Consider the following 16168-nt stretch of genomic DNA (forward strand, 5'->3'; position numbering starts at 1 on the left):
GCTGCGGCTCCTGCCGGTGCGTCGGAGGCTGCCGAGGCCGTGGTGGCGGAGACGCCTGCTGTGGCTGAGGCGTCTGCGGTGACCGAGGCTGTGGAGGCGGCTGAGGCTCCTGTGGCTGAGGAGGCTGCTTCCGCGCCGCGTGCGCGTCGTCGTGCCACTCGTCGTGCTGCGGCTCCTGCCGGTGCGTCGGAGGCTGCCGAGGCCGTGGTGGCGGAGACGCCTGCTGTGGCTGAGGCGTCTGCGGTGACCGAGGCTGTGGAGACGGCTGAGGCTCCTGTGGCTGAGGAGGCTGCTCCCGCGCCGCGTGCGCGTCGTCGTGCCACCCGTCGTGCTGCGGCTCCCGCCGGTGCGCCGGAGGCCGCCGAGACCGTGGTGGCCCCTGCCGCCGAAGAGACCACCGTGCCCGTCGTCGAGACCGAGACCGGCCCCGAGACCGAGGCCGTCGCCGAGGACGCCGCCCCGCGGCGTACCCGCCGCCGTGCCACCCGTCGCGTCACCGCGCCCGCCGAGAGCGCCGAGACCCCGGCGGCCACCGAGCCGGCCGAGGCCGCCGCGCCCGCCGCACCCACCGAGGAGGCTCCCGTGACGGAGTCCGCCGAGCAGTCTCAGGAGGACGCCGCGCCGCGCCGCCGCCGCCGGGTCGTCCGCAAGGCCGCCACCGGGTTCTCCGAGCCCGAGCCCGAGCGCGCCGCCGCGCGCGCCGCCGCGCGCGCCGCCGCCGAGCCGGTGGCCGAGGAGGCCGCCGCCGAGCCCGAGTCGCCGCGCCGCCCCGCGCGGCCCGCGGTCGCGCTGTTCCAGGCGCCCGTGTTCGCCGAGCCCAAGTTCCAGACGCCCGAGCGCGCCGCCGCCGAAGCGGCCGCCGAGGCCGCGGAGGAGGCCGGGACCACCGAGCCCGAGGAACTCGCCGAGGAGCCTGCCGCCCCGCGCCGCAGGCGCCGCCGCCGGGCCACCGGCTTCGGCTACGGCGAGGAGGCCGAGGCCCCCGCCGAGACCCCCGCGAGCCGCGGGGCCACCCCGGCCGCCGAGCCCGCCGCCGACGACGAGCCGGAAGAGGCCGACGAGGCCGCCGAGGACATCGGCGACGGCGAGGACGACGGCGAGGACACCGGCTCGCGCCGTCGCCGCCGCCGTGGTGGCCGCCGTCGCCGCCGCGGTGAGTCCGCCGACGCCGAGGCGGGCGACTCCGCCGACGGCGAGAGCGAGGAGTTCGCCGCCGCGCAGGCCGCGCAGGACACCGAGGACACCGCCGAGCAGGAGGAAGAGGACGCCGAGGACGCCGACGAGACCGGCAGCTCCAGCTCCTCCAGCCGTCGTCGCCGCCGGCGTCGCCGCCGCGCCGGGGACAGCTCCGTCGACAGCGAGCCCGGCGAGGGCGACCCGGAGCGCACCGTCGTCAAGGTCCGCGAGCCGCGCAAGCCCTCCGAGCCGTCCGACGAGGTGCAGTCCATCAAGGGCTCGACCCGTCTGGAGGCCAAGAAGCAGCGCCGCCGCGAGGGCCGCGAGCAGGGCCGCCGCCGGGTTCCGATCATCACCGAGGCCGAGTTCCTCGCCCGCCGCGAGGCCGTCGAGCGTGTGATGGTCGTCCGCCAGCACGGCGACCGCACGCAGATCGGCGTCCTAGAGGACAACGTGCTCGTCGAGCACTACGTCAACAAGGAGCAGTCGACCTCGTACGTCGGCAACGTCTACCTGGGCAAGGTCCAGAACGTGCTGCCGTCGATGGAGGCCGCCTTCATCGACATCGGCAAGGGCCGCAACGCCGTGCTCTACGCCGGTGAGGTCAACTTCGAGGCGCTGGGCATGGCCAACGGCCCGCGTCGTATCGAGTCCGCCCTGAAGTCCGGCCAGTCGGTGCTCGTCCAGGTGACGAAGGACCCGATCGGTCACAAGGGCGCGCGACTGACCTCACAGGTCTCGCTGCCCGGCCGCTACCTGGTCTACGTGCCCGAGGGCTCGATGACCGGCATCAGCCGCAAGCTGCCCGACACCGAGCGGGCCCGCCTGAAGACCATCCTCAAGAAGATCGTCCCCGAGGACGCGGGCGTCATCGTGCGCACCGCCGCCGAGGGCGCGAGCGAGGACGAGCTGCGACGGGACGTCGAGCGGCTCCAGGCGCAGTGGGAGGAGATCCAGAAGAAGGCGAAGAGCGGCAACGCCCCGACCCTTCTGTACGGCGAGCCGGACATGACCGTCCGGGTCGTGCGCGACATCTTCAACGAGGACTTCTCCAAGGTCATCGTCAGCGGTGACGAGGGCTGGCAGACCATCCACGGCTATGTCTCGCACGTCGCGCCCGACCTGGCCGAGCGGCTGTCCAGGTGGACCTCCGAGGTCGACGTCTTCGCGACGTACCGCATCGACGAGCAGCTGGCCAAGGCGCTGGACCGCAAGGTCTGGCTGCCCAGCGGTGGCTCGCTGGTGATCGACAAGACCGAGGCCATGGTCGTGATCGATGTGAACACCGGCAAGTTCACCGGTCAGGGCGGCAACCTCGAAGAGACCGTGACCAGGAACAACCTGGAGGCGGCCGAGGAGATCGTGCGTCAGCTGCGGCTGCGCGACCTCGGCGGCATCGTGGTCATCGACTTCATCGACATGGTCCTGGAGTCCAACCGCGACCTGGTGCTGCGCCGTCTGCTGGAGTGCCTGGGCCGCGACCGTACGAAGCACCAGGTGGCCGAGGTGACCTCGCTGGGCCTGGTGCAGATGACCCGCAAGCGGGTCGGTCAGGGCCTGCTGGAGTCGTTCTCGGAGACCTGCGTCCACTGCAACGGGCGCGGTGTCATCGTGCACATGGACCAGGCGACCGCGGCCGGGGGCGGCGGCAAGCGCCGCAAGCGTGCCCGTGCCGGTGCCGCCGACCACGAGCACGAGGCCGTGGCCGCCGAGCCCGCGGTGACCGCCGAGCAGGAGGCGGAGACCGAGGCCGAGGTCGTCGCGGAGGTGGCCGAGCCGGTCGCGCTGCCCGCGCCCGAGTTTGCGCCGGACGAGGAGCTGTACAGCAGCGTCGCCGAGGCGGAGGCCGCGGCGTCCCGTGGCCGTTCGCGGCGGCGCGCGAGCCGTCGGGCCTCGGCTCCGGCCGGTGCGCCCAGGGCCGAGGCCGGTTCCAGGGCCGCTGCCGCGCCGGTGGCGGTCGGGCCCACCGCTCAGCAGGTGACGGTCGCCGAGGAGGTGGCGCGTCCGGTGCGGACGGAGTCCGCCGCCGAGATCCAGGCCGAGCCGGCCGCTGTCGAGGACCCGGTCCGGCACGCGGCCCCGGTCGCCGAGGAGGCCGCGCCCAAGGGCCGTACCCGCCGCCGTGCCACCCGCAAGGTGTCCGCGCCGGCCGGTTCGCCCGCGGGTGCCGAGGCCGCGGTCGTGACGGTCAGCGAGCCGGTGACGCCGGTCGCCGCCGAGCCGGAGGCCCCCGTGGCCGCCGAGCCCGCTCCGGTCGCCGAGCCCGCTCCGGCCGTCGAGGCGCCCGCCGAGAGCGCGGCCCCGGCCCGTCCGCGGCGCCGTGCCGTGCGCAAGGCCACCGCACCGACCGCGTCGGAGGAGACGGCCGTGGTGGTCGTCCCCGCGACGGAGGGCCAGGCGGAGGAGGCTCCCGAGGCCGAGGCTGTCGCCGAGACGGCCGTCGAGGCTCCGGAGGCCGAGGCCGCCGAGGAGGCCGCTCCGGCCAAGAAGGCCGCCGCGCGCAAGACGGCCAAGAAGGTCACGGCGAAGAAGGCCGCCACGAAGAAGACGGCGGCCACCAAGAAGACCGCGGCCAAGAAGGTCACGGCCAAGAAGGCCGCCACCAAGAAGACGGCGGCCAAGAAGACCGCGTCGAAGACGACCGCGGCGGCGCAGCAGACGCTGCCCACCGTCACGGCCTCCACCGACGAGGCCTGACCGTCCCGGTCCCGGGCGGGCGCCGCGAGGCCGCCCGCCCGGGACCCAGGCTGCGGGGCGTGACCGAGCGCACGTCCACCGGGCCCGACCCGGTTTGACCCTCTCGGCCCCCGCCCCGTAACCTTGACCGTCGGCGTGTCCACTGAGCACGCCACATCCCCGTAAACCTCTTCCTCCCGAGCACACGGTGGTCGGGAGAGGTCGTCCGCGTCGTGCGCCGGACGGCTGGCCTGCGGGGTGCCGTTCCGAGCGAAAGAGAGATCCGCGTGTACGCCATCGTGCGCAGCGGCGGTCGCCAGCACAAGGTTGCTGTCGGCGACGTCGTCGAGGTTGACAAGATTTCCACCGCCAAGGTTGGCGACACGGTCGAGCTCTCGACCCTGCTCGTTGTCGACGGCGACGCCGTGACCAGCGACCCGTGGGTCCTGGCCGGGATCAAGGTCCAGGCCGAGGTCGTGGACCACCACAAGGGCCAGAAGATCGACATTCTGCGCTACAAGAACAAGACGGGCTACCGCCGTCGCCAGGGTCACCGTCAGCAGTACACGGCGATCAAGGTCACGTCCATCCCGACGGCCGCGAAGTAAAGAGGGACTGAGCAATGGCACACAAGAAGGGCGCATCGTCCACCCGGAACGGGCGCGACTCGAACGCCCAGCGGCTCGGCGTGAAGCGCTTCGGCGGTCAGGTCGTGAGCGCCGGTGAGATCCTGATCCGTCAGCGCGGCACGCACTTCCACCCGGGTGCGGGCGTCGGCCGTGGCGGCGACGACACGCTGTTCGCGCTGCAGGCCGGTGCGGTGGAGTTCGGCACCCACCGTGGCCGCAAGGTCGTGAACATCGTCCCGGTCGCCTGACCGGAACACTTTCGCGAGGCGGACCTCACTTCCCGGTCGGGAAGGCGGGTCCGCCTTTCGCGTGTTAAGCAGTAGACATCCCGTACGTACCAGGAGGCACCAACCATGACCACCTTCGTGGACCGCGTCGAGCTGCACGTCGCCGCGGGTAGCGGGGGCCACGGCTGTGCCTCCGTACACCGCGAGAAGTTCAAACCGCTCGGCGGTCCGGACGGCGGCAACGGCGGTCGTGGCGGCGACGTCACCCTGACCGTCGACCAGTCGGTGACGACGCTGCTCGAGTACCACCACTCCCCGCATCGCAAGGCGACCAACGGCAAGCCCGGCGAGGGCGGCAACCGGTCCGGCAAGGACGGTCAGGACCTGGTCCTCGCCGTGCCGGACGGCACCGTCGTCCTCGACAAGGCGGGCAACGTGCTCGCCGACCTGGTCGGCCACGGCACCTCGTACGTCGCCGCCCAGGGCGGTCGCGGCGGGCTCGGCAACGCGGCGCTGGCCTCCGCCCGCCGCAAGGCGCCCGGCTTCGCGCTGCTCGGTGAGCCGGGCGACCTCCAGGACATCGTGCTGGAGCTCAAGACCGTCGCCGACGTGGCCCTGGTGGGCTACCCGAGCGCCGGCAAGTCCTCGCTGATCTCCGTGCTGAGCGCGGCGAAGCCGAAGATCGCGGACTACCCCTTCACGACGCTCGTGCCGAACCTCGGTGTGGTGACGGCCGGCAGCACCGTCTACACCATCGCCGACGTGCCCGGTCTGATCCCGGGCGCCAGCCAGGGCAAGGGCCTGGGGCTGGAGTTCCTGCGGCACGTGGAGCGCTGCTCGGTGCTGGTGCACGTGCTGGACACCGCGACGCTGGAGTCGGACCGCGACCCGGTCTCCGACCTCGACATCATCGAGGCGGAGCTGAAGCAGTACGGCGGGCTGGACAACCGGCCGCGGATGGTCGTGCTGAACAAGATCGACGTGCCGGACGGCAAGGACCTCGCCGAGATGGTGCGGCCGGACCTGGAGGCGCGCGGCTACCGCGTCTTCGAGGTGTCGGCGGTGGCGCACCTCGGTCTGCGGGAGCTGTCGTTCGCGCTGGCCGACCTGGTCGCCAAGGCGCGTGCCGCCAAGCCGAAGGAGGAGGCGACCCGGATCGTCATCCGGCCCAAGGCCGTCGACGACGCGGGCTTCACCGTCGTCCGCGAGGAGATCGGCGGCGAGCCGCTGTTCCGGGTGCGCGGCGAGAAGCCCGAGCGCTGGGTCCGCCAGACCGACTTCAACAACGACGAGGCCGTGGGTTACCTCGCCGACCGGCTCAACCGCCTCGGTGTCGAGGACGAGCTGATGAAGGCGGGTGCCCGTTCGGGCGACGGCGTCGCCATCGGCCCCGAGGACAACGCGGTCGTCTTCGACTGGGAGCCGACGGTCACCGCGGGCGCGGAGATGCTCGGCCGGCGTGGCGAGGACCACCGTTTCGAGGGTCAGCGCCCGGCGGTGCACCGCCGTCGCGACAAGCAGGCCGAGCGCGACGACGCCCAGCAGGAGTTCGACGACTTCGACCCGTTCTAAACCTCTCGTGACCCTCGTTCGGGCGGCCCGCGTACTGCGTGGGCCGCCCGTCGTGCTGTCCGCGTACTGCGTGGGCCGCCCGTCGTGTGTGCGTCTGTCGGGTCTGTCGTGGGCGCCTTCCGTCGTGCGCGCGCCCTGGACCTCCGTCCGACCCGGCCGCGCGGGGCCGGGTCGGACCCGAATAGCCGGGGAATCCGATCCGAATTCCGCGGCGCCGGTCATTTGAAGAACATGTGCGGCCCGGCGACCCGGGACGTGAAGATCCGTATACGTCTGCGGCCGGAGTGGAGCGCTCCCGCGGTGAGCCGGACGCCGGTTTGGCCTATCGTCGCATCCGTGAAGTCCCCGGTGAGCGCGTTGGGGCCCCGGCGTCCCATGGGGGCATGGGGTTTCGCCGATATCCGGCGGAGTATCGCGTCACGTAATCGAACATTTGCTGTGGAGTAACTCACAGCTAATTCACGTCACCTGCTTGGAATGATCTCGACAATCGGGGGGCGCACAAGGTGAATGACCGGTGGCCGCCGCTTATGCTGTCAAGGACGTCCGCCTTGCATCGCGGTGACGGAAAGTGGGACAGTTTCCGCGTTCTTAGTCGTCCCGAGGTAGGTCATCCGTGTCTCAGCACCTAGCCAAGCCCCGAACCACCGCAGTGATCCTGGCCGGTGGCACTGGCCAGCGCGTGGGCCTGTCGATCCCCAAGCAGCTGCTGAAGATCGCCGGCAAGGCAGTCATCGAGCACACCCTGTCCTCCTTCGAGAAGGCCGAATCCATCGACGACGTCATCGTGTTGATGGCGCCCGGCTATGTGCCCGACGTCGAGAACATCGTCACCCGGGCCGGGTTCGTGAAGGTCCGCCGGATCATCGAGGGCGGCGCCACCCGCAACGAGACGACCGAGCTCGCCATCGAGGCCCTGAGCGAGGGCCTCGCCGAGGGCGAGGACGCGAACGTCCTGTTCCACGACGCGGTCCGCCCCCTGCTGTCGCAGCGCGTCATCGACGACTGCGTGGCCGCGCTGGAGCGCTACCAGGCCGTCGATGTGGCCATCCCGTCCGCGGACACCATCATCGTGACCCGCACCCACGGCGAGGACGGCGAGTTCATCACCGAGATCCCGGACCGCTCCCGGCTGCGCCGCGGCCAGACGCCGCAGGCGTTCAAGCTGTCCACGATCCGGCACGCCTACGAGATCGCCGCGGGCGACCCGCACTTCCAGGCCACCGACGACTGCTCCGTCGTGCTGAAGTACCTGCCCGACGTCCCGATCCACGTCGTCGCCGGGGACGAGTACAACATGAAGGTCACCCAGCCGGTCGACGTCTTCATCGCCGACAAGCTCTTCCAGCTCGGCTCCACCGCCGCGCCCGACCAGAACGGCGAGGACGACTACCGTGAGCTGCTGACCGGAAAGACCGTCGTGGTCTTCGGCGGCTCCTACGGCATCGGGCACGACATCGCCCAACTGGCCGAGTCCTACGGCGCCACGGTGTACGCCCTCGGCCGATCCACCACCGGTACGCACGTGGAGAACCCCGAGGAGGTCGACGACGCGCTGTCCCGGGCCTACGCCGAGACGGGGCGCATCGACCACGTGGTCAACACCGCGGGCGTGCTGCGCATCGGAAAACTCGCCGAGACCGACAACGCCACCATCCAGGAGGCGCTGAGGGTCAACTACCTCGCACCGGTCCAGATCGCCCGATCAGCGTACAAGTACCTCGCCGAGACGAAGGGGCAGCTGCTGCTCTACACCTCCAGCAGCTACACCCGCGGCCGGGCCGAGTACAGCCTGTACTCCTCCACCAAGGCGGCCATGGTGAATCTCACCCAGGCGCTCGCGGACGAGTGGGCCGCCGACGGCGTACGGGTGAACTGCATCAACCCCGAGCGCACCGCCACGCCCATGCGTACCAAGGCCTTCGGGCAGGAGCCCGCGGAGAGCCTGCTGTCCTCCGAGGCCGTCGCCCGCACCTCGCTCGACGTGCTGCTCTCGGAGCTGACCGGGCATGTCATCGACGTGCGCCAGCAGGATCCGACGGCGGCCGCGGGCATGGCCTCCGGATTCGAGCAGGCGCTGGCCAGCGTGCTCGACCGCCAGGACGGCGTGGCATAATCAAGCTCTAATAGCCTTCTGTCATTCAGGCCTCTGTGGATGTCCGTTCGGGGAGTATTCGCAGGGGCCTGAATCCGTAGATTTCGGAAAAATGGCAACTCATGTTTTTCCGACTTTTACTGGGGCAGGCGGCCGACGGTCGATGGCTGCACGCTTTTCCACCACCGGTATCCGACAGAGCAGGTTCTCCGTGATATCCACCGCTATTCGCGTCGCCCGGGTCGGCAGCGCGGCCGAGCTGGCCGCGGCGGTCCTCCTGACACTGGGCTTCCCGGCACTGATGGCGGCCGCGCTCGTCCCGAGCGTGCCCGCCTTCGTGGTCGCGGCCGCCGTGACGTACCTGGCGGACCACTATCTGCACCACAAGGGCAGCTACCTGATCAACCGCCTCAGCAAGGTGCGCGCGGGCGTGTCCATCCGCTTCCTGATCAGGGAGCTGCTCCTCGTGCTGCTGCTGGCCCGGCTCGGTCTGTCGGAGAGCGCGGTCTTCTACGCCGCGGTCGCCTGCTTCACCGCGTTCTACGGCCTCCAGGCCCCGCACGGCGCGCTGATCACCCTGATCCGCAACCGCCGCCGGCTGCCGGTCGCCACCCGCAACGTCGACCTGGCCTCCCGCATCCGCATCCCCGACGCCCCGCCGCGCGTGCTGCTCCACCGCTCCACGGAGAAGATGCTCCACCTCGACCTGTTCGCGGTCGTCGGGATACTGCTCACAGCGGGCACCGACAACGACGTGTTCGGCTGGATCGGCATCGTCGCCACCCTCGCCCTCGGCCTCGCCTACGTCCTCGTCCTCGCGCCGTACGTGCGCGGCGACCGCATCCCGCCGAACGCCGAGAAGGTGCTCGCCGCCGTCGACGACTGGCTGCGCGCCTACCGGCCCGGGACCGTGCTCTACTTCTCCGGCTCCAAGGACTCCGTCTACCAGGTCAACATGTGGCTGGAGACCATGGAGCAGTCGGACTCCACGCCGCTGATCGTCCTGCGTGAGCGGACGATACTGGAGCGCCTCGCACCCACCACCGTGCCCGTGATCTGCGTGCCCGGCGGCGTGCACCTGATGAACATGGACCTGTCGACCGTGCGGGTCGCGCTCTACGCGGCGAACGTCGGCAAGAACATCCATCTGCTGCGCGTACCGACCATGAAGCACGTCTTCATCGGCCACGGCGACAGCGACAAGCTCGCCAGCGTCAACCCCTTCAGCAAGGTCTACGACGAGGTGTGGACCGCGGGACGCGCCGGCCGTGACCGGTACGCCATCGCCGACGTCGGCGTCCGCGACGAGGACATCGTCGAGGTCGGCCGCCCGCAGCTGGCGCCGATCCGGACCTGGCAGGGCGTACCGGAGGACCGAATGCCCACCATGCTCTACGCGCCCACCTGGGAGGGCTGGGACGACAACCCCGGCAACACCTCGCTCGTGCTGGCCGGTGAGAACATCGTCCGCGCGCTGGTCAAGGCCGACCCGCCGGTCCGTGTCCTGTACAAGCCGCACCCCTTCACCGGGACCGTCAGCGCCGCCGCCAAGGCCGCTCACCAGCGCATCACCGCGCTGGTCGAGCAGGCCACGGCCGAGCGCGCCGCCGACACGGGCCTCGCCGCCGACCCGGACGGCCAGGTGCGGGCCCAGGAGGAGCTGGCCCGCATCGAGGCCCGGCTGACCGAGCTCACCGGCTCCACCGACACCCACGACGAGGCCGAGGCGACCCGCGACGGACTCGTCGACGTCGACCGGCACCAGGAGATCGCCCGGCTGCGGACCGAGTGGAACGACACGTACTGGCGCTCCTTCCCCGACTGGGAGCACCGGGTCGTCACCGGCGCCGAGCCGCATCTGTACGACTGCTTCAACATCTCCGACGCGATGGTCTCCGACATCTCGTCCGTCGTCTCCGACTTCATCGCCAGCGGCAAGCCGTACGCCGTCACCGACTCGGCCGCCATCGGCGCGGAGGAATTCAAGCGGCAGAACACGGCGGTGCGCGCCGCGGTGATCCTTTCGAACGCCGCCGACGAGCTGGGTGAGCTGCTCGACGCCGTCCGCGACCCGTCCGAGGACCCTCTGGCCGAGGAGCGCGCGGAGCTCAAGCGGTATCTGATCGGGCCGGACGAGCCGAAGTCCATCGACCGGTTCAACGGCGCGGTCGCGGATCTGGCGCTGAAGGCGGAGACCAGGAATCTGGGGCAGTCGGCACGGGCCGCGGAGGAGATGGGCGCGGGCACGGACGCCGACGTCGCCGCGGACCTCGCGGTCGATGCCGCCGTCGACGCGGCCGAAGGGGCCGCCGCCGATGCCGCCGCGGACGCCGCCGGGGCGGAGACCGAGATGGCGGACGTGGTTCCCGGCCAGCACGAGACGAGCGGACCGGCGGCGGGGTGACCGCCCCGGCGGCAGGGTGACCCTTCCGCGGCGGCGGGGTGACCGGGTCGGCGGGGCCGGTGGTGGGACCGGTCCGAGGCGGTGATTCCGGGGGCTGGAATGCCCGCGCGTGTGTCGATCGTCTTCGCGTACATTGCGGGCGGACAGCCGAAAAGCGATGTGAAGCGATCTGAGGGGACGGAAGAGCGAGTGTCAGGGGCAAGGCAGGCCGTGACCGAGGCCCACAGGATCGTCGTCAAGGTGGGTTCCTCGTCGCTGACGACGGCTTCCGGCGGACTCGACGCCGACCGGGTCGACGCGCTCGTGGACGTCCTGGCCAAGATCCGCAGCGGCGGGGAGAAGGAGATCGTCCTCGTCTCCTCCGGCGCCATCGCCGCCGGACTCGCCCCGCTCGGGCTGCGCCGCCGCCCCAAGGACCTCGCCCGCCAGCAGGCCGCCGCGAGCGTGGGCCAGGGCCTGCTGGTCGCCCGCTACACCGCCTCCTGCGCCCGCTACGGCGTCCGCGTCGGCCAGGTGCTGCTCACCTCCGACGACATGAGCCGCCGCGCCCACCACCGCAACGCCTCCCGCACCCTCGACAAGCTCCTCGCGATGGGCGCCCTGCCCATCGTCAACGAGAACGACACCGTCGCCACGGACGAGATCCGCTTCGGCGACAACGACCGCCTCGCGGCACTGGTGGCCCACCTGGTCCGGGCCGATCTGCTCGTGCTGCTGTCCGACGTGGACGGCGTGTACGACGGCGACCCCAGCAAGCCCGGCACCTCCCGCGTCGCCGAGGTGCGCGGCCCCGAGGACCTGGCGCACGTCGAGATCGGCAGCGCGGGCAAGGCCGGGATCGGCACCGGCGGCATGGCCACCAAGATCGAGGCGGCCGGTATCGCCGCCGCGGCCGGTATCGCCGTCGTCCTGACCAGCGCCGTGCACGCCGCCGAGGCCCTCACCGGCAAGGACACGGGTACCTACTTCCACCCCACCGGCAAGCGCTCCGCCGACCGTCTGCTGTGGCTCCAGCACGCCTCCGCCCCGCAGGGCGCGCTCACCCTCGACGACGGGGCCGTGCGCGCCGTGGTCGAGCGCCGCAAGTCGCTGCTGCCCGCCGGTATTGCCGCCGTCGAGGGCGACTTCAGCGCGGGCGACCCGGTCGAGCTGCGCGACGGCCGGGGCCGCCCGGTCGCCCGCGGGCTCGTCAACTTCGACGCCAAGGAGATCCCCCGGCTGATCGGCCGCTCCACGCACGATCTCGCGGCCGAGCTGGGACCGGCGTACGAACGCGAGGTCGTACACAGGGACGACCTGGTCCTCCTCCACCCATAAAAGGCCCGAAACGACCGCCCCCGGTGGGGGACGTTCCGTGAAACCGCCCCACAGAGGCTTGCGGCCTGCTCAACTTTGATTCAAGGACGTGTTTCGGGCGCACCTGTCCGTCCGGGCACGGCATGGGTCCGCTGGGGCTGCCGCTCGGTCGTTGCCGGGCGTCGTCCGGGCACTGCGGGAGAAGGAGGCCGTCGTGAGACGAGTGCGCCCTGGGGCGGCGGCGTCCCGCGCGGCCGGCGAGGAGCGCGCCCTGACGAGTGTGGCGGCCGGAGAGCGGTACGAGGCGGAGGAGCCGGCGGATCTGCCCCGGCTGTGGCACGTCACTCTCAGCGTCTCCGGCGAGGCGGCCCCGCTGAAGGAGGTGCGCCGGGCGCTGGAGCAGCTCGCGCACGATCATCCCTTCCTGCTGACCAGCCGGTACGCCGACGACCACGCCGAGATCCGGTACTGGGAGGAGGCCCGCGACCTGCACGACGCCGCGGCCGTCGCCCTGCGGCTGTGGGGCGAGCACCGGCAGACCGCGGGGCTCCCGCCCTGGGAGATCGTCGGCCTGGAGGTCATCGACCGGGCGACCTACCACCAGCGCGTCGCGGAGGGCTACGGCCCGCCCCCGGCCTCGCCGGTGGGGGTGCACCCGTACTGACCGTCCGTGCGCTGACACACGTGTCTCGGGCTGTGGAACACGCCGGGGAACGCTCCGCCGGTCGCACTACCCTTTCTGCATGACGACGCTCTCCCCGTACGACTCCATGTCCCCGGTCACCCAGGCCGCCTACCGGGCCAAGGCCGCCGCCGCCGACCTCGCCCCGTTGCCGCGGTCCGTGAAGGACGACACGCTGCTCGCCATCGCGGACGCGCTGGAGGTCCGTACGAGTGAGATCGTCGAGGCCAACGCCAAGGACGTGGCCAAGGCCCGCGAGGCCGGGACCAGCGAGTCCGTCGTGGACCGGCTCACCCTCACCCCGGAGCGGGTGCGGGCCATCGCCTCCGACGTGCGGGACGTCGTGGCCCTGCCCGACCCGGTCGGCGAGGTGGTCCGCGGCTCGACCCTCCCGAACGGCATCGACCTGCGCCAGGTCCGCGTACCGCTCGGCGTCGTCGGCATCATCTACGAGGCCCGCCCCAACGTCACCGTCGACGCCGCCGCCCTCTGCCTGAAGTCCGGCAACGCGGTCCTGCTGCGCGGCTCCGCGTCCGCCTACGAGTCGAACAGCGCCCTCGTCCGGGTGATCCGCGACGCCGTCGGCGGCGCGGGCCTGCCCGCCGACGCCGTCCAGCTCGTGCCCGGCGAGAGCCGCGACAGCGTCCGCGAGCTGATGCGCGCCCGCGGCCTGGTCGACGTGCTCATCCCGCGCGGCGGCGCCTCCCTGATCCAGACGGTCGTGAGCGAGTCCACCGTCCCGGTGATCGAGACCGGCACCGGCAACTGTCACGTCTACGTCGACGCCCACGCCGACATCGACATGGCCATCGACATCCTGATCAACTCCAAGGCCCAGCGGGTCAGCGTCTGCAACGCCGCCGAGACCCTCCTCGTCCACCAGGACATCGCCCCCCGGTTCCTGCCCCGCGCCTTGGACGCCCTCGCCGACGCGGGCGTGAGCGTGCATGCCGACGAGCGCGTGCTGGCCTACGCCAAGGACTCCCGCGCGAACGTCGTCGAGGCCACCCCGGAGGACTGGGAGACCGAGTACCTGTCCTACGACATCGCCGCCGCGGTCGTGGACTCCCTCGACCGGGCCGTCGAGCACATCCGGCTGTGGACCTCCGGCCACACCGAGGCGATCGTCACCAACTCCCAGCAGGCCGCCCGCCGATTCACCCAGCTGGTCGACTCCACCACCGTCGCAGTGAACGCCTCCACCCGCTTCACGGACGGCGGCCAGTTCGGCTTCGGCGCGGAGATTGGCATCTCCACCCAGAAGCTCCACGCCCGCGGCCCGATGGGCCTGCCGGAGCTGACCAGCACGAAGTACATCGTCACTGGCGACGGGCACATCCGACGCTGACCGGGGCCCCTCCGAAGCCCTCGGGGTCGCGTTCGGGGCCCCGGAGGCCCCGGGCGTTCTGGGCGCTCCGGGGCCTGTGCGGCAGGCCCGGCCGAGCCCTCGGCCGGAACGGTTCGGTCGGCGTCTCGTCAGGCGGATAATTTCCGTACCGTCTGCCCAAATTGACCCCCCAGGTCTACTCTGGATCCGTGCCGGAGGACGTGGGGGGCATGCCGTTCCCTGACGGCTGGGAGCCCGACGACGACCACGACCGCGGGGTGTCGGACGAAGAGTTCGCCTCCGTGGTCTTCGACGAGGCCTTCGTGCGAGCGGCCAAGGTGCATGAGCCGACCGCCGTCGAACGCCTCCTGGCCGCAGCGCAGGCCAGAGCCGAGGCCTCCGAGGCCGAGGCCGCCCGCCGCGCCCACGGCGGCGGCGAGCACTACGGCGACGGCTACGGCCCCGACAGCCGGGCCGGCCGCACCGGTTTCGGCCATGATCCGGATTTATACGATCCGGACGACCCGGACATCCTCGACAGCCGCTACGGCCCCGCCGGGCCCTTCGGCAGACACGCCCGCTGGCACCGGCCCGTCGCCTGGGTGCTCGCCCTCGTGATGGGCGTCGGCATGGTCGTGCTCGCCTTCGCCGCGGTCTACCGGGGCGCCGCCTCGGGCCGTCAGGAGCAGGTTCCGCCGCCCGCGTCCACCGGGTTGGAGCAGGGCGGCGCGGCGTCCCCGTCCACCTCCGCCGACCACTCCCGGCCGACCGTCTCGGTGGTCCCCCGCAGCCCCTGAGCCGGGCCTCGGAAGACGGGGTCGGCCAGCCCCCGCACAGACCTGCGGGACCAGGCCCTCGGACCGCCCGGGGGAGCACTGGTGGAGCCCCGGCAGACCTGGTGGGAACCTGTCACAACTTGTCGTGCGGCAGTGCGTTTACCGGGGCTCCGCGAGACCTACCCTGAAGGTATGGGAGGGCCAGGAGAGCCACCGGAGGGGACACCCGACGGCGCCCCCGGCGGTGCGGAGGACGAATACCGATCCGTCGTGTTCGACGAGTCGTTCGTCCGGGCTGCCCGCCTCCAGGAGTTCTCCGCTCAGGAGCGCATGGGGGACCACGCGCCCGCCGTGCGCAGCCTCGCGCCCCTGCGCCGCGGCCTGTCCCGGCAAGCACTCGTCATGCTTCTGCTGATCGCCCTCGCCTTCGGCACCGCGATCTTCATGGGTGTACGCAACCCCTACCAGCCGCCCCGGAACTCCCCGCAGCCCACCGGGTCCCTCCGCATGACCGTGGTACCGCTCGCCCCCCAGGGCAGAGTGCCCGGCTCAGCCGACCCCGCCGAGCTGTTCGCCCACAGCCCCGCCGCCCCCTACCGGCTCGGCGCCGAGGGGATCCCGCTGCCCTCCGCCCGGCGCACCGCGAACTTCTCCGAGGGCCAGGTCATCGCCGCCCTGACCACCGCCAAGGACTATCTCGTCCGCTCCTCCCTGTATCCCGACGTGCTCACCGGGCGGCAGGTCCGGCCGGTGCGACTGCTGGTCGCCCCCGACCAGCTGGACCAGTTCGACGCGAGCATCGCCCACCCGGCCGCCGACGGCCTCCACGCGGCCACCGGCTGGCTGGTCCGCTTCGACCCCGCCGACACCGAGCTCGCCGACCAGGGGATTCGGGTGCGGGGCACCCTGCACGCCGTCGAGGCCGACTCCTCCACGCTGGAGGTCACCGCCGACCACACCTTCGTGTACGCCCTGCGCCCGGCCGGTTCCGGGGCCGACGCGAAGGCCTCGCTCTTCACCGTCCGCCGCGAACTGCGCTTCCACTTCGACCGCCACGACCTGCGCCTGCACCAGGCCCAGCTGGTCGTCTCCTCGCTCCAGGCCGGCCCGCTCTCCTGCGCCACCGCCGCGACCGACCATCTGACCCCCCTCCTGGCCGGCCAGACGGCCAAGGCCGGCAACCCCGCGGGCACGAACCCCTACGCCACGGGCGCGGTGCCCGCACTGTGCGGGACGCTGGCGGAGGAGGCGCAGCCGAGGGTGTGAGGGCGGGTGAGCGGGCCGGGAGGGTGGGCGGCCCCGTCACCC

General features: G+C 72.0%; 11 protein-coding genes. All 11 read left to right on the plus strand.

Annotated features, from left to right (window positions below):
- The coding region (locus tag ABZZ79_RS01825; RefSeq protein WP_356685364.1) for an Rne/Rng family ribonuclease at nt 1-3873 on the plus strand (3873 nt) is incomplete at its 5' end.
- Between the two features lie 266 nt (nt 3874-4139).
- Nucleotides 4140-4460: a 50S ribosomal protein L21 gene (rplU, locus tag ABZZ79_RS01830; protein WP_356685366.1), complete on the plus strand. Its 321-nt coding sequence runs from the start codon at nt 4140-4142 to the stop codon at nt 4458-4460.
- Between the two features lie 14 nt (nt 4461-4474).
- On the plus strand, nt 4475-4729 hold the full coding sequence (gene rpmA / locus ABZZ79_RS01835; RefSeq protein WP_356685368.1) for a 50S ribosomal protein L27: 255 nt from the start codon (nt 4475-4477) through the stop codon (nt 4727-4729).
- A 105-nt stretch (nt 4730-4834) separates the two neighbouring features.
- Nucleotides 4835-6280: a GTPase ObgE gene (obgE, locus tag ABZZ79_RS01840; RefSeq protein WP_356685370.1), complete on the plus strand. Its 1446-nt coding sequence runs from the start codon at nt 4835-4837 to the stop codon at nt 6278-6280.
- 616 nt (nt 6281-6896) lie between these two features.
- Nucleotides 6897-8396, plus strand: coding sequence for a bifunctional cytidylyltransferase/SDR family oxidoreductase (locus ABZZ79_RS01845; RefSeq protein ID WP_356685371.1), 1500 nt, complete (start codon nt 6897-6899; stop codon nt 8394-8396).
- Between the two features lie 190 nt (nt 8397-8586).
- Complete coding sequence (locus ABZZ79_RS01850; protein WP_356685845.1) at nt 8587-10779, plus strand: hypothetical protein; 2193 nt, start codon at nt 8587-8589, stop codon at nt 10777-10779.
- A gap of 189 nt (nt 10780-10968) precedes the next feature.
- The gene (gene proB / locus ABZZ79_RS01855; protein WP_356685373.1) at nt 10969-12096 is read left to right on the plus strand and encodes a glutamate 5-kinase; all 1128 of its coding nucleotides are present in this window, start codon (nt 10969-10971) and stop codon (nt 12094-12096) included.
- 202 nt (nt 12097-12298) lie between these two features.
- Nucleotides 12299-12739 (plus strand): hypothetical protein, encoded by a 441-nt coding sequence (locus ABZZ79_RS01860; RefSeq protein WP_356685847.1) that lies wholly within the window; start codon nt 12299-12301, stop codon nt 12737-12739.
- A 79-nt stretch (nt 12740-12818) separates the two neighbouring features.
- Nucleotides 12819-14105 (plus strand): glutamate-5-semialdehyde dehydrogenase, encoded by a 1287-nt coding sequence (locus ABZZ79_RS01865; RefSeq protein ID WP_356685375.1) that lies wholly within the window; start codon nt 12819-12821, stop codon nt 14103-14105.
- A gap of 161 nt (nt 14106-14266) precedes the next feature.
- A complete protein-coding gene (locus tag ABZZ79_RS01870; RefSeq protein WP_356685377.1) occupies nt 14267-14881 on the plus strand; it encodes a hypothetical protein in 615 nt (204 codons plus the stop codon).
- Nucleotides 14882-15052: 171 nt separating this feature from the next.
- Nucleotides 15053-16126 (plus strand): hypothetical protein, encoded by a 1074-nt coding sequence (locus ABZZ79_RS01875; protein WP_356685379.1) that lies wholly within the window; start codon nt 15053-15055, stop codon nt 16124-16126.
- The last annotated feature ends 42 nt before the right edge of the window (nt 16127-16168 follow it).

The sequence above is a fragment of the Streptomyces sp. NPDC006458 genome, assembly GCF_040612135.1.
Lineage (GTDB): Bacteria > Actinomycetota > Actinomycetes > Streptomycetales > Streptomycetaceae > Streptomyces.

What these genes read in the sequence shown, in the direction of transcription:
- rpmA (WP_356685368.1), top strand. Translation starts at nt 4,475, where the DNA reads ATGGCACACAAGAAGGGCGCATCGTCCACCCGGAACGGGCGCGACTCG.
- obgE (WP_356685370.1), top strand. Translation starts at nt 4,835, where the DNA reads ATGACCACCTTCGTGGACCGCGTCGAGCTGCACGTCGCCGCGGGTAGC.
- ABZZ79_RS01865 (WP_356685375.1), top strand. Translation starts at nt 12,819, where the DNA reads ATGACGACGCTCTCCCCGTACGACTCCATGTCCCCGGTCACCCAGGCC.
- ABZZ79_RS01875 (WP_356685379.1), top strand. Translation starts at nt 15,053, where the DNA reads ATGGGAGGGCCAGGAGAGCCACCGGAGGGGACACCCGACGGCGCCCCC.